At 67.9% G+C, this 24647-nt stretch carries 22 protein-coding genes; 11 read left to right on the top strand and 11 right to left on the bottom strand.

The genetic code is table 11. The features are described from left to right. Window positions 1-26 precede the first annotated feature (26 nt). From L1892_RS07325 to L1892_RS07315, 3 genes are all read right to left on the bottom strand, one after another. Window positions 27-1082 carry a Dyp-type peroxidase gene (locus tag L1892_RS07325; RefSeq protein ID WP_235722917.1) on the bottom strand — a complete coding sequence of 352 codons (1056 nt, stop codon included), beginning with the start codon at window positions 1080-1082 and terminating at the stop codon, window positions 27-29. A 41-nt stretch (window positions 1083-1123) separates the two neighbouring features. After that, the gene (locus L1892_RS07320; protein ID WP_235722916.1) at window positions 1124-2785 is read right to left on the bottom strand and encodes an FAD-binding dehydrogenase; all 1662 of its coding nucleotides are present in this window, start codon (window positions 2783-2785) and stop codon (window positions 1124-1126) included. A gap of 68 nt (window positions 2786-2853) precedes the next feature. Further along, window positions 2854-4341 (bottom strand): amidase, encoded by a 1488-nt coding sequence (locus L1892_RS07315; protein ID WP_235722915.1) that lies wholly within the window; start codon window positions 4339-4341, stop codon window positions 2854-2856. 328 nt (window positions 4342-4669) lie between these two features. Here L1892_RS07315 and L1892_RS07310 point away from each other — a divergent pair, with 328 nt between their 5' ends. Then, entirely contained in the window at window positions 4670-5632 is a 963-nt protein-coding gene (locus L1892_RS07310; protein ID WP_235722914.1) for an alpha/beta hydrolase, read from the top strand. Window positions 5633-5758: 126 nt separating this feature from the next. On the opposite strand, the gene L1892_RS07305 is transcribed toward L1892_RS07310, so the two are convergent. The 8 genes from L1892_RS07305 to L1892_RS07270 form a co-directional block, all read right to left on the bottom strand. Then, window positions 5759-6034, bottom strand: coding sequence for a hypothetical protein (locus L1892_RS07305; RefSeq protein ID WP_235722913.1), 276 nt, complete (start codon window positions 6032-6034; stop codon window positions 5759-5761). 773 nt (window positions 6035-6807) lie between these two features. Next, window positions 6808-8316 carry a cell envelope lipid trafficking protein PgfA gene (gene pgfA, locus L1892_RS07300; protein WP_235722912.1) on the bottom strand — a complete coding sequence of 503 codons (1509 nt, stop codon included), beginning with the start codon at window positions 8314-8316 and terminating at the stop codon, window positions 6808-6810. A gap of 108 nt (window positions 8317-8424) precedes the next feature. Then, a complete protein-coding gene (locus L1892_RS07295; RefSeq protein ID WP_235722911.1) occupies window positions 8425-9825 on the bottom strand; it encodes an ABC1 kinase family protein in 1401 nt (466 codons plus the stop codon). Window positions 9826-9872: 47 nt separating this feature from the next. Next, window positions 9873-10694 carry a metal ABC transporter permease gene (locus L1892_RS07290; RefSeq protein ID WP_372474983.1) on the bottom strand — a complete coding sequence of 274 codons (822 nt, stop codon included), beginning with the start codon at window positions 10692-10694 and terminating at the stop codon, window positions 9873-9875. A gap of 38 nt (window positions 10695-10732) precedes the next feature. Then, on the bottom strand, window positions 10733-11515 hold the full coding sequence (locus L1892_RS07285) for a metal ABC transporter ATP-binding protein (RefSeq protein WP_235722909.1): 783 nt from the start codon (window positions 11513-11515) through the stop codon (window positions 10733-10735). Beyond that, the gene (locus L1892_RS07280; protein WP_235722908.1) at window positions 11502-12446 is read right to left on the bottom strand and encodes a metal ABC transporter substrate-binding protein; all 945 of its coding nucleotides are present in this window, start codon (window positions 12444-12446) and stop codon (window positions 11502-11504) included. The genes L1892_RS07285 and L1892_RS07280 overlap by 14 nt, the downstream gene beginning before the upstream one ends. Window positions 12447-12560: 114 nt before the next feature. Then, a complete protein-coding gene (locus L1892_RS07275; RefSeq protein ID WP_235722907.1) occupies window positions 12561-12926 on the bottom strand; it encodes an ArsR/SmtB family transcription factor in 366 nt (121 codons plus the stop codon). A 44-nt stretch (window positions 12927-12970) separates the two neighbouring features. After that, complete coding sequence (locus tag L1892_RS07270) at window positions 12971-14242, bottom strand: MFS transporter (RefSeq protein ID WP_235722906.1); 1272 nt, start codon at window positions 14240-14242, stop codon at window positions 12971-12973. A gap of 185 nt (window positions 14243-14427) precedes the next feature. Between L1892_RS07270 and L1892_RS07265 the strand changes: the two genes are divergently transcribed. The 10 genes from L1892_RS07265 (at window position 14428) to L1892_RS07220 (ending at window position 24578) form a co-directional block, all read left to right on the top strand. Beyond that, entirely contained in the window at window positions 14428-15471 is a 1044-nt protein-coding gene (locus L1892_RS07265; protein WP_235722905.1) for an NAD(P)-dependent alcohol dehydrogenase, read from the top strand. 11 nt (window positions 15472-15482) lie between these two features. Next, window positions 15483-16358 (top strand): alpha/beta fold hydrolase, encoded by an 876-nt coding sequence (locus L1892_RS07260; protein WP_235722904.1) that lies wholly within the window; start codon window positions 15483-15485, stop codon window positions 16356-16358. 107 nt (window positions 16359-16465) lie between these two features. Beyond that, window positions 16466-16810, top strand: a complete 345-nt coding sequence (locus L1892_RS07255; protein ID WP_235723042.1) for an NADH-quinone oxidoreductase subunit A — start codon at window positions 16466-16468, stop codon at window positions 16808-16810. Further along, on the top strand, window positions 16801-18012 hold the full coding sequence (locus L1892_RS07250; RefSeq protein WP_235722903.1) for a hypothetical protein: 1212 nt from the start codon (window positions 16801-16803) through the stop codon (window positions 18010-18012). Before L1892_RS07255 ends, L1892_RS07250 begins: the two co-directional genes overlap by 10 nt. Further along, window positions 18005-18940: a complex I subunit 1 family protein gene (locus L1892_RS07245; RefSeq protein WP_235722902.1), complete on the top strand. Its 936-nt coding sequence runs from the start codon at window positions 18005-18007 to the stop codon at window positions 18938-18940. The genes L1892_RS07250 and L1892_RS07245 overlap by 8 nt, the downstream gene beginning before the upstream one ends. Window positions 18941-18942: 2 nt before the next feature. Beyond that, window positions 18943-19506 carry an NADH-quinone oxidoreductase subunit J family protein gene (locus tag L1892_RS07240; RefSeq protein WP_235722901.1) on the top strand — a complete coding sequence of 188 codons (564 nt, stop codon included), beginning with the start codon at window positions 18943-18945 and terminating at the stop codon, window positions 19504-19506. After that, window positions 19503-19805, top strand: coding sequence for an NADH-quinone oxidoreductase subunit NuoK (locus L1892_RS07235; protein ID WP_235722900.1), 303 nt, complete (start codon window positions 19503-19505; stop codon window positions 19803-19805). Before L1892_RS07240 ends, L1892_RS07235 begins: the two co-directional genes overlap by 4 nt. A 7-nt stretch (window positions 19806-19812) precedes the next feature. Beyond that, window positions 19813-21660, top strand: coding sequence for a proton-conducting transporter transmembrane domain-containing protein (locus tag L1892_RS07230; protein ID WP_235722899.1), 1848 nt, complete (start codon window positions 19813-19815; stop codon window positions 21658-21660). 2 nt (window positions 21661-21662) lie between these two features. Next, on the top strand, window positions 21663-23168 hold the full coding sequence (locus L1892_RS07225; RefSeq protein WP_235722898.1) for a complex I subunit 4 family protein: 1506 nt from the start codon (window positions 21663-21665) through the stop codon (window positions 23166-23168). 15 nt (window positions 23169-23183) lie between these two features. Next, window positions 23184-24578: an NADH-quinone oxidoreductase subunit N gene (locus L1892_RS07220; protein WP_235723041.1), complete on the top strand. Its 1395-nt coding sequence runs from the start codon at window positions 23184-23186 to the stop codon at window positions 24576-24578. The last annotated feature ends 69 nt before the right edge of the window (window positions 24579-24647 follow it).

The following is a 24647-nucleotide window of genomic DNA, read 5'->3' as shown; positions in this document are numbered from 1 at the left end:
GGGTGGCCGGATTGTGATCGGATGAATCAGTGCAGAGAGCCGATGCCGAGGGAGCCGTCGGTGGGTGGATCGGGCTCGCTGCGCTCGCTCGTGGATACTCGATCATCAGGGGAGGTAGCGGTGTCGCCGTCGACCTCGTCGGCGGGCGCAGTCGGCGGGTCCGGCAGGTCCTCGAGAAAATCGATGGTCGGGGTGAAGAACTGCGCACCGGTCACCGCGGTGGTGAAGTCGAGGAGCCGGTCGTAGTTGCCGGGCGGATCACCGACGAACATCTTGCGCAGCATCTCTTCGGTCACGTCGGGACCCGCGGAGTAGGCGATGTAGAAGGTGCCGCGTTCCCCGGAGCCGGAGGCGTCGCCGTAGGGCATGTTGTCGCGAACGACGTCGATTTCCTCGCCGTCGGCGCCGGTGACCACGTTCAGCGCGATGTGCGAGTTCGTCGGTTTCACGTCGTCGTCCATCTCGACGTTGTCGAACTTGGTGCGGCCGATCGCGTCTTCCTGCTCGGGAACACTCAGCGCGTTCCACGCCTCGAGGTCGGTGACGTAGCGCTGGATGGCCACGTAGCTGCCACCGGCGAACGCCGGGTCCTCGTCGCCGACGGTGATCGCGTCGATCGCGGCCTGTCCGACCGGGTTCTCGGTGCCGTCGACGAAGCCGATGATGTCGCGCAGGTCGAAGTAGCGGAAGCCGTGTACCTCGTCGACCACGGTGACGGCGTCGCCGAGCGCGTCGGTCACCAGGCGGCCGACCTCGAAACACAGGTCCATCCGGTCGGCCTTGATGTGCACGAGCAGATCGGCCGGCGTGGCCGGGGCCGTGTGTACCTCGCCCTGGTAGACGACGAACGGCCGCAGCGAGCGCGGGCGCGGCCCGTCGAACAGCCGGTCCCAGGCGGCCGAACCGATCGACGCGATCGCGGCCAGCGCCGCCTCGGGCGCGCGCGAGGAGACCGCCCGCGTCAGCGTGGGTAGGTCACCCAGCACCTCCCGGACCGCGTCTTCGCCGCCGTCGTCGATGGTGAGGACCAGAAACAGCGCCGAGGTGGTCTTCCGCGTCAGGATCGTCTGGGGGATCGGCACGGGACACACTGTAGCCCACCGCGACCGGGCGCATCGGAGGGTCAGCCGCGCGCGACCGCCCGCCCGGCGGCACGTCCGGAGAAGATGCAGCCGCCCAGGAAGGTGCCCTCCAGGGCGTTGTAGCCGTGCACGCCGCCACCGCCGAATCCGGCGACCTCACCGGCGGCGAACAGCCCGTCGAAAGCGGTGCCATCGGGCCGCATGACCTGCGAATCCAGGTTGGTCTCCAATCCGCCCAACGTTTTTCGGGTCAGGATGTTGAGCCGGACGGCGATCAGCGGGCCGTGTGCGGGATCGAGAAGTCGGTGGGGTTTGGCCACGCGGACCAGCTTGTCGCCCAAGTACTGTCGGGCGTTGGTGATCGCCATCAACTGGGCGTCCTTGCCGAACTTGTTGTCGATCTGCGCGTCGCGGGCGGAGATGACCCGCTCGAGATGCTGCAGGTCGAGTTCGGGTCCCCGGGTGATCGCGTTCATCCCGGCCACCAGGTCGGGGAGATTGTCGCGCACCACGAAGTCGACCCCGTGCTCGGTGAAGGCGGCCACCGGGCCCGGCGCACCCTTCGCGAGCCGGCTCTTGGCGGCGAACTTGAGGTCCTTGCTGGTGATGTCGGGGTTCTGCTCCGAGCCCGACAGCGCGAACTCTTTCTCGATGATGCTCTGGGTGAGGATGAACCACGAGTAGTCGTGGCCGGTGGCGAGGATTGCCTTCATCGTCGAATTGGTGTCGAAGCCGGGGAAATTTGGCGGTGCCAGTCGATTTCCGTTGGCGTCGAGCCACAGCGACGACGGGCCCGGGATGATGCGGATCGCGTGATCGGGCCAGATCGGATCCCAGTTGTGGATGCCTTCGGTGTAGTGCCACATACGATCCCGGTTGACCAGGCTGGCACCGGCATCCTCGGCGATGCCGAGCATGCGGCCGTCCACGTAGGCCGGCACGCCGGAGATCATCGTCTCCGGTGCGGTCCCCAGCCGTTCGGTCGGCCAGTTCTGGCGGATCAGTTCGTGGTTGTGGCCGATGCCGCCGGTCGTGACGATGACCGCGCCCGCGCGGATCTCGAAGTCGCCGGTCACGTGGCGCGGCGATGCCACCCCGCGATCGAGGTCGGTGGGCGCCAGGACCGAACCGCGCACGCCGACGGCGGCCCCGTCGTCGACGGTGAGCTCGTCGACGCGGTGGCGGAAACGGAACTCCACCAATCCGCGTTTCTCCGCCTCCAACACAGGCTCGGCAAAGACGCGTACCACCTCGGGGCCGGTGCCCCAGGTGAGATGGAAGCGGGGGACCGAGTTGCCGTGCCCGTCGGCGAATCCGCCGCCACGTTCGGCCCAGCCGACGATCGGGGTGATGCGCAGACCGAGATCGTGCAGATACTGGCGCTTCTCGGTGGATGCGAAGTCGACGTAGGCGCGGGCCCACTGGCGAGGCCAGAAGTCCTCGTCGTCGCGGTCGAACCCGGCCGACCCCATCCAATCGTGCAGTGCCAGTTCGGCGGAGTCCTTGATGCCGAGGCGTCGCTGCTCCGGGGTGTCGACCAGGAACAAACCGCCCAACGACCAGAACGCCTGACCGCCGAGATTGTTGCGATTCTCCTGATCGACGACGACGACCTTGCGTCCGGCGCGGGTGAGTTCATAGGTGGCGACCAGCCCGGCCAACCCTGATCCGACCACCACCGCGTCGGCCTGCTGCTCGCTCACACGCCCTCCTCTTCCCCTCGTCTCGATCGACCTTAGCCCTCGCGCTCCGACCGCCGGGGTCGCCTCGCTCAGACCGAGATGTCGGCGTACCGATGCGCCCAGGGGGACGCCTGTTCGAGTTGAGCTGCCAACGCGAGCAGCGTGTCGTCGGCGCCCAGCCGCCCGACGAACTGCACCCCCAGCGGCAGCCCGTCGGCGGTCCAGTGCAGCGGCACGCTGATGGCCGGGCGTCCGGTGAGGTTGGCGAGTTGGGTGTAGGGCACCCAGCCGAGGCTCTGCTCGATGAGTTCGTCGAGAATGCCGGTGCGGGCCAGCAATTTTCCGGCATGCACCTTCGCGATCACCCGGGACGCGGCCTGCAGCAGCGGAGGCGTGGTGGTGGCGCCCACCCGCAACGGCGGGGTGGCCAGCGTCGGGGTGAGGAACAGATCGTGTGTCCGGTGGAACTGCGCCAGTGCCAGCACGTGCTTGTTGACTTCGTCGAGGGCCGCCATCGCGGCCACCACCCCGGCCGACCGTCCGAGTTCGGCGAGCGCGAGGGTGTCGGCCTCGAAGTCGCGGTCGGTGGCGCCGGTGAGGGTGCGCGTGGCCTCGACATCGGTGGCCAGGGATGCGAACCAGATGGTCAGGAAGTCGCGGGCCAGCGCAGCATCGTCCTGCGGTGGCGTCACCTCCTCCACGTGGTGGCCGAGTTCGGTGAGGACCGTCGCGGCGTGCTCGACCGCGGCGATCGCCTCGGGGTGCGGGTGTGGGTTGATCGCCGACACCGTCGAGTAGCCGATGCGCAGCGGTGCCGGCGGGGAGCCGATGACGGTGGCGAACGGGGTCGGCGGGACCGGGGTGGGGTACACCGAACCGTCGGTGGCGCCGACGATCGCGTCATAGAGTGCGGCGGCATCGCGTACGGTGCGCGACACCACGCCCTGCACCGCCATCCCGAACTTGGGTTCGCCGGTGACCGGGCCGAAGGGCGCGAGCCCTCGGGTCGGTTTGAGCCCGACGAGGCCGTTGCAGGCGGCTGGTATCCGGATCGAGCCGCCCCCGTCGTTGGCGCCGGCGGCCGGCACGATCCCGGCGGCCACCGCGGCGCCCGATCCGCCCGACGACCCGCCGGGCGTGTGGTCGGTGTGCCACGGGTTGCGTGCCGGTCCCCACAACTCGGGTTCGGTGACGCCCTTGGCGCCGAATTCGGGGGTGTTGGTCTTGCCGAAGATCACCAGCCCGGCGTCGAGGAACCGGCGCACGACCGCGGAGTGCTCGGTGGCGATGTGGCGTAACAGCGATCTTGACCCGAACGACGTCGGGTAGCCGCGATACTCCTGCGCGAGATCCTTGATGAGGAACGGCACCCCGGCGAACGGCCCGGACAGCGTGGGGTCGGCGGCCCGGGCGTCGGCGGCGTCGTCCATGCGCGCCACGATCGCGTTGAGCGCAGGGTTGACGTCGTCGGCGCGACGTCGCGCCAGCGACAGCAGTTCGGCGGCGGTGACCTCGCCCGCGGCGACGAAGCCGGCCAGAGAGGTGGCGTCGTGGCGCAGGTACTCGCGGAGCTCCATCGTGCTCAGCGTACGTATCGATACCTGAGTGTCACCGTTCATCGAGCAAACCGATAACGGCCCGGTGACGCGGAACGACGGTTTCGTGAACAGGCGGAGCGGGTCTCGAGCGCGCTGCGATGTTTGCCCAGGTCGTCCGCGTGAGGCCGCGTGCCGGGGCATCCCCGCAGGTCCGAGGCGTCGCGTTCCTGGCTTTGCCGGAGTGTTATCGAGCCGTTACACTCGCTCCCGACGGGTATGCGTCGGCCCCTTGCGCCATAGAATCCCGTGAGAACGCCCTGAGAATGACCTGGCCCGACTCGAGGTCAAGATCGATAAGGACTTGTGAATGCTGACTCGCGCCCGTAAGCGCCTGGTCGCCGGACTCGTGGCACTTGTTGCCGCCACGGGCGCCGCAGCGGTCGCCGCGCCCGCAGCCCACGCGGCCAACGGATGCACCGTGGAATCCGTCTACTCGAAAGCGATGCATCGCAGCGTGCCGGTGTGCATCGTCTCGGCCGGCGGCGGCGGACCGAAGCCCACGCTGTATTTGCTCGACGGCCTGCGTGCCCCGAACAACAACAGCGGCTGGCTCATCGAGACTGACGTCGCGCGCTACATGAACGGCAAGGGCGCCAACGTGGCCATCCCGTTCGGTGGCGGGGGCAGCTTCTACACCGACTGGGAGCGCGCCGATCCCAAGCTGGGCGTCAACAAGTGGGAGACCTTCCTGACCCGCGAGCTGCCGGCCTACATGGCGCGCAAGCACAACAGCGACAACCGTCGTAACGGTGTGGCAGGGCTGTCGATGTCGGGTACCTCGGCGCTGAACCTCGCGTCGCGTCACCCGGGCTTCTACCAGGCGGTCGCCTCCTACAGCGGCTACCCGACGGTCACCATGCCGGGCTTCAACCAGGGCATTCAGGCGTCGGTCATTGAGATGGGCGGCAATCCGGTCAACATGTGGGGCGTGTGGCCCGCCGGTCAGTGGGCGGCCAACGACCCGTTCCTGTCGGCCAACAACCTTGCCGGTCACCACGTCTACGTGTCGTCGGGCACCGGTGTCGGCAGCAAGTACGACACCTCGGTGAACCCGTCCAGCGCCGACTTCGACCCGGTCAAGTTCGCGCAGATGGTCCCGCTCGAGGTCGCCGCCTCCACGAGCAGCCAGCTCTACATCGGTCGCCTCGCCGTGGTGCCCGGCGTCAAGCTCACCACCCACATCACCCCGGACGGTGTGCACTGGTGGGACTACTGGCAGAACGACTTCAAGCAGTCGTGGAACACGACCTTCGCGCCGGCGTTCTTCTGATCGGCAGGGCGCTGATCTGAACGGCTAGCGCAGCCACCTCTGTTCGCCGAAACCACCTTGGTTCGATACCAAGGTGGTTTCGTCGTTTCGGGGTGTCTGTGTCGAGGGGTGTCCGTGTCGAGGGGGTTACGCGGCCGGTCGCGCAAGCAGTCGGCGGACGCGCTCGGCGAGGCCATCGGCGTCGTCGACGTCGGACCACCCCCAGTGGATCGCGCGGTTGTCGGCTTCGACGATGGCGTCCGAACGCCCCTTCTCCTTGCGGAGGACCGCGACACCACTCTCGCCGGCGTACTTCGACTCGCCATCTGCTTCCCCGACGGCCCGCTGCTCGCGCCAGTAGAAATCGACCCGGGCGATCCATCGTCCACAGGAGTCGTACAGGTCGACCTGCAGTTCGGGCATTGGGAGCCCGCGGTCGGTCAACTCGATGCGGCTGTCGAGACTCCAGCACCGATTCCGACAACGCATTCAACTGTGATACCACCAGGCGCGCCCGCGTCGCTCCGGTCATCTTCGCGATGAGGTCCAGTTCGTTCTCGAGTTCGGTCATGGTGCAGAGGCCGACGTGCAGCGCGGCATCGCCGACGGCGATCGCAGGGATGCGACTCGAACCCCGCGCAGCATCGATCACGGTGCGAGCCGCAGAGGTCACGAGAACCCCGTCGACCGTGGTGGTCGCTGCCGGCCGGGTGTCGGTCATCAGGCGGACAACACCGGTCGAACGTGAACCGGGTGATCGCGACGGGTCGACCATCACCACCCGCTGGGTGGGCAGGCCCCAGATCGGGAGGCCGAGCACAGCAGCGGCCGACACCGAGGCCAGCGCGCGGCCAGAAGTGCGCGATGTCCGCAGGCGGGCCACCGCGATCTCGCGATGACGTTGCTCGCGGGTCCCGTCGAGGAATTGCGGCGAGATCAGCAGGCCGCGAGCGAGAGATTCGAGGTGGCCCGCTCGTTGCGCCAGGTGAATCTCGTGGTCGGTGTGGCCGCGCGCGTGCAGCTCGTGGCGGCTCATCGCGTGGTCGATGCAGAACAATTCAGCCATACCCATTGGACGCACCGAAGGCCCGATCGGCTCCACCCACATCGAGCTCGACGTAGACACCCCGATTCGCCAACATCACCTTGCATCCGATGCAAGGTGATGTCGGCGAATCGGGGTGGTTGCCGGCGGCCTACTCCGCCGGTGGGCGCCGGTACCGCTGGGTCTCGTCGGCAGACGGCGGTGTGAGCCACCCGGTGGCCGAGTCATCGCCGGCCGGGGGTTCGGTGGTCGACGGCTCGGCGGTCGCCTCCGACTCGGGCGCGCTCTCCACGCGCGGGATCTGCTCCGTCGGCTGATCCCACGGGTCGGCAGCGTGTGCCCCGCCGGCGCGCGTATCGGCAGCTCCGGCACCCGCAGCACCGGCGACACCAGCGGCTCCCGCGACACCACCACCACCGGCCGCGTCATCGGTGGGCGCGATCGGCGAATGCTCACCGCGTGTCTCACCCAGCCACGAGGTCGTCGCCGGATCGTCGGCGGGCGGGGTGGTGTCGTCGTCGCCGCGGCGGCGTCCCCGCCACCACATCAGCGCCCACACGCCCAGCAGCACCACACCGACGACGGCGAGGATCAGCGGCAGCCAGAAGTTGCCGAGCCGCAGCTGGCCCATGTAGTCGTCGGCGCGGGCGGCCTGGTTGGAGACGGTCTCATCGGTCCACTTGAACCGGGCTTTCAACACATCCATCTGGAAGTCGCGGATCGGTGCCGGGGTGTCGTCGCTCTGATCGGGTGAGCGGAAGTACTGGTGCTGGTCTTCCATCCCGTCGACGATGGTGCCGGTCTCGGGCTCCACCCACACGGTGCGGGTGGCCGTCGCATACCGGTGCATGGTGACCTGGTCGCGGGGTTCGACGCCCCGGCCGGAGATCCCCCACCAGCTGGCCGGCATGGTCAGGATGGTGCCCAACGCGGCCTGTCCCTGGGCGTTCGGCAGGCTCGACACGTCGGTTTCGGGGACCTCGCCGCTGAACTCGTAGACGGTGACGCCGTCGATGGTCTTCTCCCCGACGAACTCGACCGGGATGTCCTGGCGGGTGTTGGTGTCGTAGTAGAGGTAGGAACGCTTCTGCACATCGAACCCGAACTTGTACTGGAAGCCCTGCCGGTCGGGCAGCTCCACGGACACGTCCTGCGGGTTGACGCCCTCGGGTGCGGCCTCGAGCTGCAGCGAGCTGACCGTCCCGTTGGGCACCGAGCTCTTGCGGTTCACCGACACCCGGTCGATGTTCGCGGTGAGCAGCCCGTCGTTGCACTCGCGGGCTGCGTCCGCCGCCGCCATCGTGGGTTCGGTCTCCTCGCCGTCGGCATCGCGAAGGCGGTCGATCTGCACGGTCTGTGCGGACTGCAGGGTCGCCTGGCGGCGGTCGGACGGGTCGACGATCACCGACCGGCGCTGCTGACTGAGATGAGCGTCGTCGACCTGCGCGCGGCGTTCGTTCACCGAGCAGCGGTCGAAGACCCGCGCCGGAAAACGATCACCCGTCGAGCCGTCCTCGGACACGGTGGTCGCCTCCGAGGTGATGTCGAGGTCGAGGGGCACCACCCGCAGCTGGGGCACCAGGAACAACGGTATGGCGATGGCGGCGGCAATACAGGCGGCGCCGAGGAACGCCGGCAGCGCCAGCCAAAGTCGTCTCATTCTCCACTCCCAGAACTCACAGGCTCCACGCCCAGAAACCACACGGCCCGCCACACGGCAGGACTCAACGTCCCACCCTATCGGCGCGTGGTCGACAACTGTCGGAGGTCAGCCGGATGCGGCCCGATCGTCGCGCCGGTCCCGCTCGGCCTCCTTCATGATCCCCGCCATGTATCCGTAGATTTCTTTGTCGGCCATTGCCTTCCACCGCGGGGCCAGGAGCTTCATGTACTTCTCGACGTAGAGCAGCTGCTTGCCCACCAAGACCAGCTCCCGGGGCAGCCGGGCGTCGTGGGCCTTGGCGACCGCGGCCAGCTGCCGACCCAGGTCGGTGTAGGACATCGACGCCAGGTCGGTGGCGCCCAGCGGCATGGCGACTTTCTTGATGTCTTCGGCCCCCTGCGCAGTCGAGCCTGGCTTGTGGACGGCGCCGAGCAGGAAGATGGCGCGACCTGCGGCCTCGTAGTCACCCCGCACGATCAGGTCGACGACGAGCTGCCGCAGGATGCGCCGGGTGCGCTTGGAGAAGCGCCCGACGATGCCGAAGTCCAACAACACCAACGTGCCTTCGGCGTCGACGAGCACATTGCCGGCGTGCAGATCGCCGTGGAACAGGCCGCCGTGAAAGGCCGACTCCAGCAACGAGAGCAGCAGGTTGCGGCACAACGCCACCCCGTCGTGGCCGGCGGCGCGCACGGCGTCGGCGTCGTCGATCCGGATGGCGTAGATGCGTTCCATCGTGAGCACCCGGGAGGTGGTGAATTCGTCGTACACCTGCGGCACCCGTACCCGAGCGCCGAACGGCCCCTCGCGCAGGCACTCGTACCATTCGCGCATCGTGGTCGCCTCGTTGCGGAAGTCGAGTTCGTCGTCGAGGCCGTCGGCGAAGTCCTCGACGACGTGCCGGGCGCTGAGCATGCGGCCGTATTCGGAGATCTCGGCGAGCCCCGCGAACCGTTCGAGCAGTGCAATGTCGGGGGCGAGGCGTTCGGTGATCCCCGGTCGCTGGATCTTGACCACCACTTCCTCACCGGAGTGCAGGGTGGCGGTGTGGACCTGGGCGATCGACGCCGACGCGATCGGGTGAACGTCGAAAGCGGCGAACACCTCTTCGGGAGGTCGGCCGAGTTCGGCGATGAACAGCTCGCGGATGGCAGCCGGGTCGGCCGGCGGCACCCGATCGAGCAGTGACTCGAACTCGGTAGCGAGGGTCTCGGTGAACACACCCGGGCTGGACGCGATGAGCTGGCCGAGCTTCACGTAGGTGGGGCCGAGATGTTCGAAGATGGTTCGGATCTCATGAGCGACGAGGGCGGCAGTCGGTGTTTTGCCGTGCAGCAGGCCCTGTGCACTGTGGAACACGAAACGCCCGACTCCCGCCGCGGCATGTGCCGTCGCCGCGCCGAACCGGGTGATCTCGGTCAGCGGCGACACCGTGGGCAGCTGCGCGCGGAGCTCGGGACCGGGGGCATTGCGGCCGTCGTCAGCGGAGTTCTGCGTTGTCACCATCGGCAAGTGTAACGATCACGACCGGTGGATCCCAGGTAACGAGCCGATCAGACCGTCGCGATTGCCGTTCGGCGTCGGCCGTACCAGCTGGTCACGAGGCCGTTGCGGGGTGCGAAGAGGTAGATCGCGGTGAACATCACACCCTGGGTGACCACCACCATGCCGCCGGGCGAGACGTCGGCGCCGTAGCTGACGTAGACGCCCATCACGGTGGCCCCGACGGCCAGCGCGGGGGCCAGCAGCAGCATGTGTCCGAACTTGTCGGTCAACAGATGCGCGGCGGCGCCGGGGATGATCAACATCGCCACGACCAGGATGACGCCGACGATCTGTAGGGCGACGACGCAGGTCAACGCCAGCAGCCCCAGGAGCAGGGCGCCCAGCCACCGGCGCGACAACCCGATGGCATGCGCGTGCACCGGGTCGAAGGCGAACAGGGTCAGGTCGCGGCGTTTGGCCACCAGCACCGCGGTGACCACGGCGCCGAGGATCACCAGCTGCCACAGCGCGGACCCGCTGACGCCCAGCACGTTGCCGAACAGGATGTGTCCGAGGTCGGTCTGGCTGGGGGTGGCCGAGACCAGCACGAGGCCGAGGGCGAACAAGGTGGTGAACACGATGCCGATCGCCGCGTCCTCCTTGACCCGACTGGTGTCGCGGATGGTGCCGATCAGTGCGACGGCCAGGAACCCGAAGATCACCGCACCGATCGCGAACGGCACCCCGACGATGTAGGACAACACGACCCCGGGTAGCACCGCATGCGACACCGCATCGCCCATCAGAGACCAGCCGATCAGCACGATCCAACAACTGATCAGGGCGCACACGGCCGCCGCGACGGCGCTGGCGAAGAACGCGTCCCGCATGAACGACAACGTCCAGGGCTCGATGAGGAACTCGATCATCAGCCGACCTCCGCGTCGGTGCGCGGCGCACGGCGTTCGGTGACGTCGACGCCGAAGGCCAGCGCCAGGTTCTCCGGCCGCAGTGCCTCCTGCGGGGTGTCGTGTACCAGGACTCGTTGCATCAGCAAAACCGCCTCGTCGGCGAAGGAGGGCAGCGTGGACAGGTCATGCGTCGAGATCAGCACGGTGCGGCCATGCGATGCGAGGTCGGTGAGCAAGTCGATGATCGTTGCCTCCGAACGTTTGTCGACGCCGGCGAACGGTTCGTCGAGCAGCAGGATCTCGGCTCCCTGCGCGATACCGCGTGCGACGAAGGCGCGTTTGCGTTGACCACCGGACAGTCGCCCGATCTGTCGGTCGGCCAGGTCGGTGAGTCCGACCTGGGCGAGCGCGGCGTCGACGGCCTCGTTGTCGCGAGCGGTGATGCGCCGGAAGAGGTTTTGTCGTCCGTAGCGACCGGTCATCGCCACTTCGCGGACGGAGATGGGGAACTGCCAGTCCACGTCCTCGGCCTGGGGGACGTAGGAGACCAACCCGCGAGCGCGGGCGCGCGAGGTGCTGTGCCCGGCGATCGTCACCCGCCCCGAGGTGGGCCGCACCAACCCCATGATCGACTTGAACAGCGTTGATTTGCCGGATCCGTTCATGCCGATCATGCCGCAGATGCGGCCGGGGCGGACCGTCATGGACACATCGTCGAGCGCGGTCACCGGGCCGTATCGCACGGTGAGTCCGGAAATGTCGAGAGCTGGAACCTGTTGTGCGGTATCAGGGTTCGGCACGGTCGAGGTCCTTTCCGGTGAGTCCGGCGACGATGGTGGAGATGTCGTGGCGCAGCAGGTCGAGGTAGGTGGGAACCGGTCCGTCGGCCTCGGACAGCGAATCGACGTAAAGGGTTCCGCCGTAGCGCGCGCCGGTGTCGGCCTGCACCTGCCGCATCGGTGCGTCGTTGACGGTGGATTCGCAGAACACCGCCGGCACGTCGCGAGCGCGGACGAATTCCACGGTCCGGCGCATCTGTTGGGGAGTGGCCTCTTGTTCGGAGTTCACCGGCCAGATGTAGTGCTCGGTGAGTCCGGTGTCGCGGGCCAGGTAGCTGAATGCACCTTCGCACGACACCAACGCCCGCTCGTTATCCGGGAGCGTGGCGACCGCATCGATCAAGCGCTGCTGCTCGGCGTCCAACTGACGCCCGTACTGTGCGGCGTTGCGGCGATAGTCCTCGGCGTGGTCGGGGTCCACCCGCGCGAGGCCGGCCGCGATGTTGGCGGCGTACACCTTGGCCGCGGTCGGTGACATCCAGGCGTGCGGGTTGGGTCGGTCCGCCTCGTCGGCGGCCGCACCCGGAATCTCACTGATGTGCATCGGCTCGATCCCGTCGCTGGCGACGATGCGCGGAACATCCATGTCGGCCAGGAACCGCTCGAACCAGTCATCCAGATGCAGCCCGTTGACCACCACCAGCGATGCGTCCATCGCCTTGTGTAGATCGCCGGGAGTGGGCTCGTACCCGTGGATCTCCGCGCCGAATTTGGTCAGCGACACCGCCTCGGCATGCGATCCGCCGACGTTACGCGCGATGTCGGCGAGCACGGTGAAGGTGGTGAGCACCTTGGGCCGATCGCTGTGCACGCCGACGGAGGCGCATCCGCCGAGCACTGTGACGAGCAGCACGGCAGCCGCGACGAACGCACCGCGCCGGACCTGTGACATGCGCATACCGTAGTTTCGGGTAGCCGAACTTGCAAGTTAGCTATGCCTGACTCGGAGAGTTGGCGCGTTCCTACCGGGGCCAGGACGGGCGGTGGTTCGCGGCGCCCGGCGAGCTCACGAATGGGTGGGTTCGCCGGTCACCTGATGATCGGCGAAGTTGAGCGCTTCGGCGACCAACCGGCGGAGATGGCCGTCGCGGATGCGATAGATGACGCGGCGGCCGTCTTTGCGGGTGTCCACCAAACCGGTGAAGCGCAGTTTTGCGAGGTGCTGGCTCACCGCGGTCCGGGATGCGCCGGTGGCCTCGGTCAGTGAGCTGACGTCGGTTTCGCCGTCGGCGAGCAGGGACACGATGTGCAGTCGTGTCGGTTCGGCGAGCATCGCGAACACCGAGGTCGCGGCGGCGAGCAGCGCGGGGTCGGGATCGACGGAGTGATGCAGGCTGCGGGAGTCGCGCGGCAACGCGGTCTCGTCGGTCATCGGCCGGACCTCCTCGCGGGATCGGCGTGGCCGGCTCGACGAACTCAGCCGGTCAGTGCCTCGGATGTCATCGTAGGCGACCGGTGTGCGCGCACCGGTCGCGTCGATGCCGGACGCGTCCAGGTGCGTCGGGCGACGAGACCGCCGGTCGCCGCGAGCGCAGCCATTGCCAGGGGCATCACCCATGGGCCGACCACGGCGGGACCCCAGCCGGCGAGCGGATAAGTGACCAGGAACGCGGCGTGCGAGGCGGAGAACTGCGCGGTGAAGACAACGTCGCGGTCGTCGTCGTGGGTGTGATCGCGCAGCAACTGGGTGGTGGCCATGGCGATCAGCGAAGTCCCGGCGCCGAGGACGAACCACAGAATCAGCAGCGCCGCCGGCGTCGGGCGGGTCGCGGCCATCGCGGCAACGCCGGCGAGCGCGGCTGCACACAGCATCGCGGCGTGTCCGACGACTCGTCGGACGCCACCGAGGACCCGGAGCAGGCGCCGCAACGCGACGGCCGCCGCTATCGACCCGGCACCGAAGACCGCGAGCGCGACCGCGAGCATCGAATCGCCGAGACCCAGCGTTGCGCGGACATAGACCACCGAACCGACGACCACCACCGCGGTGGCTGCGGCGGTGGCTACGTTGGCCCACAAGACGCCGCGAAAGATCGGGCGCTGCAGCATGATCCGTAGTCCTGCGGTGGTGTTGCCCCAAAGGCTGCTCATCGAGCGCACCGTGCCGGGTCGGCAGTGCGATCCGTGCAACCCGGACGTCATCACCAACATGGCCGAACCGGCAAAGCCGAGTGCGGTGCCGACGAAAAGATACGAGTAGCTCATGAGGCCGAGTAGCGCGGCGGCGATCATCGGACTGATCACCGATTCGAGGTCGTAGGCGATCCGCGATGCAGATATCGCGCGGGTATAGGTGTCGCGATCGGTCACTACCGTCGGGATCACGGAGGCGAATGTGGGCGTGAAGGTCGCCGACGCCGATTGCAGCGCGAAGACCAGCAGATACACCTGCCACACCTCGCCGAGGAAGGGCAGTGCCGCCGCCATCGCCACTCGCACGACGTCGGCGCCCACCAGCACCGAGCGCGCCGAGAAGCGACTGCACACGGTGCGCATGATCGGCGCCATCACGACGTAGGCGATCATCTTGATCGCCAGCGCGGTGCCGAGTACTGCTCCGGCGTCGGCGCCCGCCAGGTCGAACGCCAACAGCCCCAGAGCCACGGTCATCAATCCGGTCCCGAGCAGCGAGATGACCTGGGCGGCGAACAACCGCCGGAACACCGGGATGCGGAACAGAGCGACCACGCTTCGATAGTAGGCATAAGTGCGCATATGCGCACATAAAAATTCCTTGATGTGACGAACTCGCTCATGGGCACACTCGGCGCTGGTTCTGCGGAACACTGGAACGAGTGCGGGGAGGTCCGCAGCGGGATCGACGAGGTCGACTCGCCTCCCGCGAACCTGACGTCGAACAACAGGGAGCATCCATGCCCACCACCGTCAACGCCTACATCGCCACCGCCGCCGACGCTCCGCTGGAGCCGGCCACCATCGAGCGTCGCGATCCGAAGCCACATGACGTGGTCATTGACATCGCGTACGCGGGAATCTGTCACTCCGACATCCACACCGCCCGCGGGGAGTGGGGGCGCACCGCATTCCCGGTCGTACCCGGCCACGAGATCGCCGGCATCGTCTCGGCGGTCGGCTCCGAGGTCACCCGGTATTCGGTCGGTGACCGGGTGGGAGTCGGCTGCTTCGTCGACTCCTGCCGCGAATGCGAGCCGTGCAAGGCGGGCGACGAGCAGTACTGCGAGCGCGGCATGACCGGTACCTACAACGCCGTCGACCGTGACGGCGAGCCCACCCATGGCGGGTACAGCAAGGCCATCGTGGTGGACGAGAACTACGTGTGCGGCATCCCGGAGGGCATCGGCCTCGATGAGGCCGCGCCGCTGCTCTGCGCCGGGATCACCCTCTACTCGCCGCTGCGGCATTGGAACGCCGGTCCTGGCAAGAAAGTTGCGATCGTCGGGCTCGGCGGACTGGGGCACATGGGTGTCAAGATCGCCCACGCGATGGGCGCCGAGGTGACCGTGCTCTCGCAGTCGCTCAAGAAGATGGAAGACGGACTGCGGCTGGGTGCCGATCACTACTATGCGACCAGCGACCCGGATACGTTCACGAACCTGCGCAACGAGTTCGACCTGATCATCAACACCGTGTCGGCGAATCTGCCGATGCAGAAGTACCTCGGCATGCTCGCCCTCAACGGAACACTCGTCGAACTCGGGCTGCCCGAGCATCCGATCGAGGTGCCGGCATTCGCGGTCGCGGCCAATCGCCGCAGCTTTGCCGGCTCGATGATCGGCGGCATCGCGGAAACCCAGGAGATGCTGGACTTCTGTGCCGAGCATGGCATCGGCTCCGAGATCGAGGTGATCGGCGCCGAAAAGATCAACGAGGCATACGACCGAGTCGTCGCCAGCGATGTGCGGTACCGGTTCGTCATCGACACGTCGACGCTCTAGCCTTCTCCGCGGTGACCCCGCCGTTCCGCTTCGCCAACATCCGCGGGGCCCGACTCGCCTGGAACCAGACGGGTCGTGGACCGGCGGCGGTGTGGGCGCATGGAATGAGCTCAAACTCTTACGGCCAGGAGTCATCGGGTCAATTCGATTGGCGTGCAGTGAGTTCGGAGCATCGACTCATTCGGTATGACGCTCGGGGGCACGGTCGGTCGAGTGGTGGGCGGACCGCGGACGAGTACACCTGGCCACAACTCGCATCCGATCTCGTCGCGCTGCTCGACATCACCGCGCCCGGCGAACGTGTGCACGCCATCGGCGCCTCCATGGGAACTGCGACGATTCTGTGTGCGGCACTCGTTGCGCCCGAACGATTCGACCGGCTCGTCCTCACGACGCCGCCGACGATCTGGGATTCCCGGCGCGCCTTGACGCCCCTGCGTGTGTCGGATGCCGATGCGATCGAACGTCGCGGGCTGGCTGCGTATACGCGTGCTGCCCCGAATGTTCCCGCGTCTCCCGCGCTGGCCGAAACCAAGCGCTACGTCGGTCGGGTTGCGGTGCGGTCGTCGATCTACCCTTGGGTGCTGCGCGGTTCGGCCATCACCGACCTTCCGCCGGCCGACGAGTTCGGTGCACTCACCCAGCCGTCACTCATACTGGCCTGGACCGGAGACCCGGCGCATCCGGTCAGTAGCGGCGAGCTCTCGCCGAGGCGCTTCCGAATGCCGAACTGCGCGTGGCGTCGACGCCGGGCGCTCTGCGTTCCTGGTCCGATGTGGTCGCAGACTTCCTCGCCACGACCTGACCAGTTCGGCGTCAAGTTGTCTACAGCCGAATGGCTGCCGGAGCGATTGCGGCATCAGCGACTGTTGACTAATACCCCATAGGGGTATAGACAGAGTGGGCGGTGTTTGAGGCGGACCTCATCGGGCAACTCGCCTGGAACGCGGTGACGGCAGTGATCGTGCGGTACGGCGACCGGAGGAGGTGCGTCATCTACGCCGGGGTGGGAGCGATGCTCACGGTGGCCCTCGGGGTCATAGTTGCGGTTCTCGCGCTGCACCGCCTCACCGCGGTGGCGCGCTCATCGCTGACGGTAATGCCCTTCCAGTCGGGTTGGGCGCCTGCCGAGCACGCCCTCTCGCGCTATCACGCACGCTGGTATCCGGTGACGCTGCTGTTCTTGGCCTTCGACGTTGAGATGTTGTTCATGTACCCATGGGCAGTGGTTGTCGCCGATCTCGGGATGTCGGCGGTCATCGAGATGTTTGTCTTCCTCGCGGCACTGTTCGTGGTCGTCGCCTGGGCGTGGCGAGAAGGCGTGCTGCGATGGGCGTGAAGTCGCTGCTGGCTCGGCTGGCTGTACGCCGCGTCCATGTGCTCGTTGTGGCGGCTGCAGGGAATCGCATCCTCGAGGTCGTGGTCGACGCCAAGGTGCGGGAGCGTGGATGGGTGGTTGCGGAGTCGCCGGCCGACGCCGACGTCCTCGCCGTCGTGGGAACGTCCGGTCCACGGCTCACCGAGGCGATCGAGCAAGTCTGGCAACAGCTTCCGGGCCCAAGAGTGCGCATCCAGGTGGACGAACGCAGCCAGGTGGATCCCGCCTTCGACCAGGCGGTCGTGGAGCTGTCCGACATCGATCGGCAGCGCGACGATGCGCGCCATCGACACGACAAGGGCGACGACGGTTCCGCGCGCCACTCCGACGACGCCGAAGAGCATGCCCGGATGCACCACGGCGGAATGGGCCACGGTCAGATGGGCCACGGTCAGATGGACCACGGTCAGATGGACCACGGCGGCATGGACCACGGCGGCATGGACCACGGCGGCATGGACCACGGGTCGATGGCACCGGCCGGGATTCCACTCGCTGAGGGTGCCGACGATCGCGACGGCCTCGAGATGGACGTCCTGCATCTGCCGCTGGGGCCGATAATGACTCACTGGCCGGCCGGGCTCGTCGTCCAATGCACGCTGCAGGGTGACGTCGTGGTCGATGCGCAGGTGGATGTGCTCGACGCAGAAGCGCTCGTTGCGTCCGGGGCCGACTCAACTGTCGAAGCGGTGAACCACTGTTCGGTTGTCGTCGATGTGTTGGCTCTAGCCGGCGCGGAAAACGTTGCAGCGCAGGCGCGTGCGGTGCGCGCACTGCTCGTCGACGATGAGCTGGAGCGGGCGCGGGCAGAACTTGGGCCGCTGTATCGGCGGATTCGGCGGTCGTCGCCCCTGCGGTGGTCGCTGCGTGGTCTCGGTGTGCTGGATCATGATCGGGCTGAGGAACTCGGTGTCGACGAGTACCTTCCGGCACTGACCGGCGACGTGCACGACCGAATGCTGGCGCGGCTCAGTGTGATTGGGGGAGCCGATGGTGAGGAGGGGGGACCCTTCGTGACGCCCCTGCACTGGCGCTGCGGGGAGTTACTGATACCGGAACTGATCGTCGGGCTCGATCTCGCGGCCACGCGGCTGGTCATCGCCAGTCTGGGTATCGATGTCGCGCAGATGGTCATTCCCGCGCCGGGAGAACAGCATGGGTGAGTCGACCATCGCCACCGTGCCCGCGATCTGGGCGCCGGCCGCCGCGGCGATCCTCGGGGTGTTCGCGCTGTACGCCGCCGGGGTCGATAGAGTGCTCGCGGCTCCGCGCGGCGCTCATCTGAGCGCGGCGGCCAGTCCTGTGCACGAGACCGCCCGGCTGCTTCGGCAACGACGCCGAGTACCCGTGAAGGCTGACGAATTGCTCTGGCGTGCAGGTGCATACGGGATGCTCGTCGCCGCTCTGTTGATGATCACCGTCGTACCACTCGGCTCGTGGACCTTGTTCGACCTCGACGTCGGCATCGTGTGGTTCAACGCAATGGACGTGATGATCTGGGCGTTGGTGTGGCTCACTGGCTGGGGTGCCAACTCGGCGTACGGACTGGTGGGCGGGTACCGTTTCCTCGCACACGGTCTGGGCTACGAACTGCCACTGATGTTCGCGCTGGTTGCTCCCGCGATCGCCGCAGAGAGCCTCCGCGTCACCGATGTCGTGGCGGCACAACAGGGACTTTGGTATGTCGTGTGGATGCCGGTGGCGTTTTTGGTCTACTGCCTTACCGTGACGGCGTTCTCGGTGTGGGGTCCGTTCGCCGCGGCCGCCGGCCGCGACCTCGCCGGCGGAGTGACCGCCGAACTGTCCGGGGTGGACCGTCTGCTCTTCCAGGGTGGGCGCTTGGCGCTGCTCGCGGCGGGCGCCGCTTTCGCCGTCCCCATGTTCCTCGGCGGTGGTGCCGGACCACTGTTGCCCGACTGGCTGTGGGTGCTGGTGAAGACGACGATCGTGCTCACCGCACTGGTGTGGCTGCGCCGCCGACTGCCGATCCTGCGCCCGGACAAGTTCATGGAGATCGGCTGGGTGATCGCGCTCCCGCTGGTTCTGATCCAAGACCTCGTGGTTGCCGTCATCGCGGCCGGGAAGGGCTGAACATGCTGACAGAGATCATCTTCTGGGTGTGCGCGGTCATCACGGTGGCCGCCGGGGCCGCGGTGTTCTGGGTGGACTCGATGGCGCGGGCCACCTACGCGCTGGCCATCTCGTTCGTCGCCGTCGGAGTGGCATTGCTGTTGTTGCAGCAGAACTACGTCGGCGTGGTGACCATCCTGATGATGGTCATGGAGATGGCGGTAATGGCTGTCTACATGGTGATGTTCATGGGGATGAACCCGGCACTCATGCCCATGAGCATGGTGCACGACAAACGGTGGGCGCTCGCGGCGTCGATCGGGACCTTCATGTCGCTCGCCGCGGGAATCCTGATGGCCGACTGGCCGAGCCGGCGCGGTACGCCGTCGGTCGATGTCACTCGCGCCCTCGGCGAGGAACTCATGGGACCGAAGATGCTCGCGATGATCGTCATCAGCCCGGTGATGGTCGCGACCATGGTCGCCGGGATCGTGCTCGCGGTGCAGCGCACTCGCTACGACCGATTCGGCGACGACCTGAAGGCCCGACCGGGCCGCGATCCGCAGCCGGGAGGAGTGGGCCGATGACCCTGCAGACCGTGCTCCTCGTGGCCGCCGCGCTGTTCTGCGTCGGCCTGTACGGCGCACTGTCCCAACAGGTGGTGGTGATGGTGATGATGGGCCTCGAACTCATGATCAACGGCGTCATCTTGGCCGCCGGGGCGGTGTGGTGGTTCCTCGCCCCGGACCCGTCGGGGCAGGTGTTGCTACTGGTCATCATCGCCGCGATGACCGTGGAGATGGCCATGGGATTCGCGGTGGCCACCCTCCTGCACCGACAGCGCCGAGCCGACATGACCGACATGGCCGACGACCTCGCCGAGTGAGCCGCCGATGAACACCCTTGTCGCGACCGCGATGTGGTCGCTGTTCCTGGTGCCCACCGTGGCCGGCGGCATCCTCGCGCTGGCCCCGCGTGCCGATCGTTTCGCCGCCGCCACCGGGATGTCCGTCACCGCAGTGGTGTCGGCGCTGGCGGTGGTGGTGGCAATCGAACGTCCCGCCGTGTCAGTGCCGTTCATCGCCGACGCCGACTTCGCGCTGACGGTCGATGACCTGTCCGCCTTGGTGATCCCGGTGGTCGCCATCGTCGCGTTGCTGGTCGTCATCTTCGCTGCCGCCGACATCACCACAACTCCGGCCCGATTTCACGGGCTCATGCTGCTGTTCGTCGCGTCGGTGATGGTCACCGCGAGTGCTGCGACGGTGCCCACCTTGCTGCTCGCGTGGGAACTGATGGGGGCGATGTCGTATGCGCTGATCGGCTTTCATTGGCAGCGCCCCGACGCGATGTCGGCCGGATCGGTCGCGTTCGTCACCACGCGGACCGCCGACCTCGGGCTGTACCTCGCTGCCGGAGCGGCGCTCGCCGGGGGCGCGGGCATGGCGCTGGCAGACCTGCCCGCGGCGAGCGACGGATGGCGGCACGTGATCGCAGCCGGGGTTCTGGTGGCCGCGCTCGGCAAGGCGGCCCAACTGCCGTTCTCGTTCTGGCTGTCCCGGGCGATGGAAGGCCCCAGCCCGGTCAGCGCGCTGCTGCATTCGGCGGCCATGGTGGCGATGGGTGGGTACCTGCTGCTGCGGACCGCGCCGCTGCTCGACGTGACCGGCTGGGCCGGGCCCACCGCCGCATGGATCGGCATGGCGACCGCGGTGGTCCTCGGTGTGGTCGCGGTGGCCCAGCGAGATCTCAAGCAGCTGCTGGCGGCGTCCACCTCCGCGCAGTTGGGTTTCGTGGTCGCGGCCGGTGGTCTCGGCGCGGTCGCGGGCGGCTCCGCGCAGCTCGTCGCGCACGCGTTCACCAAGGCCGCATTGTTTCTCGCCGCTGGTGCGTGGCTGACCACGCTCGGTACGAAGGATCTCGGCAGGCTCGGCGGCGTGGCGCTTCGGTGGCGCGTGCTCGGCGCCGCCGCCGTCGTCGCGGCACTCGCACTGGCGGGCGTCGCGCCACTGTCGTTGTGGGCCACCAAGGACACCGTTCTCGCCGCGGCACTCGACCACTCGCCGTGGCTCTACGGGGTCGGCCTCCTGGCGTCGGTGCTGTCGGCCGTCTACGCGGCGAAAATCGTTGCGGTGGTGGCCCGACCGGGTATCCGGCGCGTGTCGGCCTCGTTCGAGGTGTCACCGCCCCGCGGTGCGGTGGCCCCGGTGTTCGTACTCGCGATCGGAGCGGCCGTCGCCGGTGTGCTCGCGCTGCCGCCGGCGGGTGCCGCCCTGGCCGACGCGCTCGACGACGGGTCGGTCGCCACGTCCACGGCGATCGAGCTGGCCGTGTCGGCGGTACTCGCCGCCATCGTCGTCGCTCTGGTGTGGTGGCGTGGGGTGTCCGAAACGTTGTGGTCCCGTGAACTTCCCTGGGCTGCAGACTGGTTGGGCCTGGAACGCGGGGTTCGTGCGGTTGTCGTCAGGCCGGCGCTGCGGCTGGCGACTGCTCTTGCCCGCGCCGACAAACGGCTCGACGCCGCTGTCGAATCCACCGCGGCCGCCACCACCCGGTTCGCCCGCCGCACCGCCCGCATCGACTCCGACGGCGTCGACGGTGCGGTGGAGGGGGCTGCCAGACTCGCGGGGCGGCTCGGCGTGCTCGCCCGCCGTCCCCAGACCGGCCAACTCCACCAGTACTACTTGCAGATCGTGATCGTCCTGTTCCTTGCCGTCGTCGTACTCGTGTTCGTGAGGTGATCGTGCCCAGCCAGATAGTCCTCAGTCTGATCGTCTTCGTGCCGTTGGCGGCCGCGGCGGTTCTGCTGGTTCCCGGCTGGTCGGGCCAAGCGATCCGATGGCTGTGGGTCGCGGTCACCACCGTCGACCTCGCGCTGGTCGGGTGGGCCTGGTGGATCTACGACAGCCCGGTCGGCGGTGAGCTGGCCCTCGACGCGCAGGTTCCCTGGATTCCCGGAGTGGACAGCAGCTATCACGTCGGCGTCGACGGCCTGTCGCTGCCGCTGATCGCGATGACGGCGGTGATCTTCCTGGCCTGCGCGATCTATGCGCTGCGCGACACCGACGACCGGCCGCGCGCACAGGTGGCGCTGTTCTTGTTGTTGCAAAGCGTCAGCCTGGGGTTGTTCGCCGCCGCCGACCTCATTCTCTTCTTCGTCTTCTTCGATCTGTCGATCGTCGCAATGTATTTCGTCATCGCCGGTTGGGGGCACGGCGATGCCCGACGGTCTGCGCTCAAGTTCTTCCTGTACACCTTCGTCGGGTCGCTGGTCCTGCTGCTCGGATTCATCGGGCTCTATGTGGTCGCCGACCCGCACACCTTCGACATGGTGGAACTCGCGGCGCAGTCGCCGTCGGCCGACGGGACACTCACCGGTGGTTTCATCCTGGCGGCGATCCTGCTGGGGCTGGCCATCAAGACACCGGCCGTCCCGTTCCACACCTGGCTGCCACCCGCCCACACCGACGCACCGGCCATCGGTTCGGCGGTGCTGGCCGCGGTGCTGCTGAAGATGGGTACCTACGGTTTCGTGCGGGTGGCGATGCCGATGCTGCCGGGCTCCTGGCAGGATTGGGCACCCGTCGTCATCGCGGTCGGCGTGGTGTCGGTGATCTACGGCGCGCTCGTCGCGCTGGCACAAACCGACCTCAAACGCATGATCGCCTACACGTCGGTCAACCACATGGGCTACGTGTTGGTGGCCGTCGGCGCCGCCGGTGTGGTCGCGGCCGACACCGCCGACGCCCGGTCGGTGGCGGTGACCGGCGCGGTCACCCAGATGGTCAGCCACGGCCTGATCACCGGTGCGCTGTTCCTGCTCGCCGGAGTGTTCTTCGCTCGCGCCGACAGTTATGACCTCGACGGTTACGGTGGGCTGGCGTCGTCGGCGCCGAGATTGGCGACGCTGTTCGCACTGGGTGCTTTCGCCTCGCTGGGCCTGCCCGCCTTCTCCGGTTTCATCGCCGAGTTCCAGATCTTCACCGGCAGCATCGCCGCGGTTCCGGTGGCCGCCGTCGCCCTGGTCGGCATCCTGCTCGTCGCGGGGCTGTTCCTGTGGGCATTGCAACGCATCTTCACCGGGCCGGTCGCAGGCCGGTCGCCGGGCTTCGCGGACCTCCGCGTCACCGAAACCGCAGCAGTCGGGGCGCTGATCGCGCTGTCGATCGTCATCGGGGTGATGCCACGCCCGCTGCTCGACGTCATCGAACCGGCCGCCACCACCCTCGTCGACCTGGTCGGGCGGTAGTCGGTGGACGACATGATGCGCCCGGTGGTCATGCTGCCGGAGATCCTGATCTTCGCCGGCGGTCTGGCGGTGCTGATCTGCGGCTCCTTCGTGCCGCGGGCCCGTCAATGGTGGACACGCCTCCTCGCGGCGGTCGTGCTGGTGGGCGCCGTGATCTCTGCCGCGGTCGCGTCGGCCGGCGGCACGACCACGGCGTTCGAGGGTGCCTTCGTGGTCGACACCGCCACCGGGGTGGTACGCATCGCGGCCGGCGTCGGGGCCCTCGCCGTGCTCGCCATAGCGGGCGGTGAGATCGCCGGATCGGACCGGGAGAGTGAGACCTACGCGCTGATCCTGCTCGCGACGGCCGGCACCCTCGTCGTCGCCGGGGCACAGGATCTGCTGGTCCTCGCGCCCGGTTTTCTGCTCGCCGGTATCCCGCTGTACGGGCTGATCGGTCTGCGTCGCGATGGTGCGAGCGCGGAGGCGGCGATGAAGACCTACCTGCTCGGTGCCTTGTTCGGGATCGTGCTGCTCGCCGGTATCACCCTGCTGTACGGCGTCACCGCGGTGACCGATTACCCGGAACTGACCCGCCGCCTGCCCGACGCGCCACCAGCCGTGGTCGCCGCGGGTCTGCTCGGGGTCACCGCGGGGCTGCTGTTCAAGGCCGGCGGCCTGCCCGCTCACTTCTGGGTGCCCGACGCCGCGCAGGGATCGCATGCCACCGTCGCCACCTTCGTCACGACGGTGCCCAAGGTGGGCGCGCTGGTCGCCCTTTACCGACTGGCCCAGGTCGTGCCCGACACCGTGGCGTGGGCTGCGGTGCTCGCCGTGTTTGCGGTCGCCGGCATGGTCCTGGCCACGCTGGCCGCCTACTGGCAGGACGACCCACGACGACTGCTCGGCTGGTCGACGGTCGCGCAGGTCGGGTTCCTGCTATTGCCGGTCGTGGTGATCGGCGACAGCGCGTTGGCGCTACCCGCGTTGCTGTTCTATCTCGTCGGCTACACCGTCACCAACGTCGGCGCATTCGCGGTGTCGGCGGCGCGACCCGATCTGCGGACGCTGGGCGAATACCGCGGTCTCGCGGCGACCTCACCCATGCTTGCGGGCAGTCTGGTGGTGGCCCTGCTCGGTCTGGTCGGCACCCCGCCGACCGCGGTGTTCGTCGGTAAACTGACCGTCGCCACCGCCGCCTGGGAGGGCGAATGGGTGTGGCTCGCAATCGCTCTCGTGATCACCACCGTGCTGAGTCTGTTCTTCTATCTGCGCTGGTTGGCGCCGGTCTTCGGGCGCACAGCGCCCGGTCGCGCCGACGATGTGCCGCGGGCCGAACCCTGGGCGGCGGCGACGGCGGTCGTCGCGGCGGCCGTATCGGTACTGCTCGGCGTCGCGGCCGGGCCGGTGTGGGATCTGCTCGCGGGCTGAGGGGCACCGGGCGGTGAGCCGTGCCGCCACCGCGTCGACAGGCGTACAGTTTTCGACTGGGGATCGAAA

It is taken from the genome of Gordonia tangerina (assembly GCF_021556435.1).
Lineage (GTDB): Bacteria > Actinomycetota > Actinomycetes > Mycobacteriales > Mycobacteriaceae > Gordonia > Gordonia tangerina.
The sequence above is the reverse complement of the archived record's forward strand: the minus strand, read 5'-3'. Positions and strand labels throughout refer to the sequence as shown.

Bases quoted from the DNA above. Each gene is read 5' to 3' on its own strand.
- L1892_RS07315 (WP_235722915.1), bottom strand. From the start codon at position 4,341: ATGGAGCTCCGCGAGTACCTGCGCCACGACGCCACCTCTCTGGCCGGC.
- L1892_RS07220 (WP_235723041.1), top strand. From the start codon at position 23,184: ATGCGCCCGGTGGTCATGCTGCCGGAGATCCTGATCTTCGCCGGCGGT.
- L1892_RS07250 (WP_235722903.1), top strand. From the start codon at position 16,801: ATGGGCGTGAAGTCGCTGCTGGCTCGGCTGGCTGTACGCCGCGTCCAT.
- L1892_RS07240 (WP_235722901.1), top strand. From the start codon at position 18,943: ATGCTGACAGAGATCATCTTCTGGGTGTGCGCGGTCATCACGGTGGCC.
- L1892_RS07290 (WP_372474983.1), bottom strand. From the start codon at position 10,694: ATGCGGGACGCGTTCTTCGCCAGCGCCGTCGCGGCGGCCGTGTGCGCC.
- L1892_RS07235 (WP_235722900.1), top strand. From the start codon at position 19,503: ATGACCCTGCAGACCGTGCTCCTCGTGGCCGCCGCGCTGTTCTGCGTC.
- L1892_RS07310 (WP_235722914.1), top strand. From the start codon at position 4,670: ATGCTGACTCGCGCCCGTAAGCGCCTGGTCGCCGGACTCGTGGCACTT.
- L1892_RS07275 (WP_235722907.1), bottom strand. From the start codon at position 12,926: ATGACCGACGAGACCGCGTTGCCGCGCGACTCCCGCAGCCTGCATCAC.
- L1892_RS07305 (WP_235722913.1), bottom strand. From the start codon at position 6,034: ATGCCCGAACTGCAGGTCGACCTGTACGACTCCTGTGGACGATGGATC.
- L1892_RS07295 (WP_235722911.1), bottom strand. From the start codon at position 9,825: ATGGTGACAACGCAGAACTCCGCTGACGACGGCCGCAATGCCCCCGGT.
- L1892_RS07245 (WP_235722902.1), top strand. From the start codon at position 18,005: ATGGGTGAGTCGACCATCGCCACCGTGCCCGCGATCTGGGCGCCGGCC.
- pgfA (WP_235722912.1), bottom strand. From the start codon at position 8,316: ATGAGACGACTTTGGCTGGCGCTGCCGGCGTTCCTCGGCGCCGCCTGT.
- L1892_RS07280 (WP_235722908.1), bottom strand. From the start codon at position 12,446: ATGTCACAGGTCCGGCGCGGTGCGTTCGTCGCGGCTGCCGTGCTGCTC.
- L1892_RS07230 (WP_235722899.1), top strand. From the start codon at position 19,813: ATGAACACCCTTGTCGCGACCGCGATGTGGTCGCTGTTCCTGGTGCCC.
- L1892_RS07265 (WP_235722905.1), top strand. From the start codon at position 14,428: ATGCCCACCACCGTCAACGCCTACATCGCCACCGCCGCCGACGCTCCG.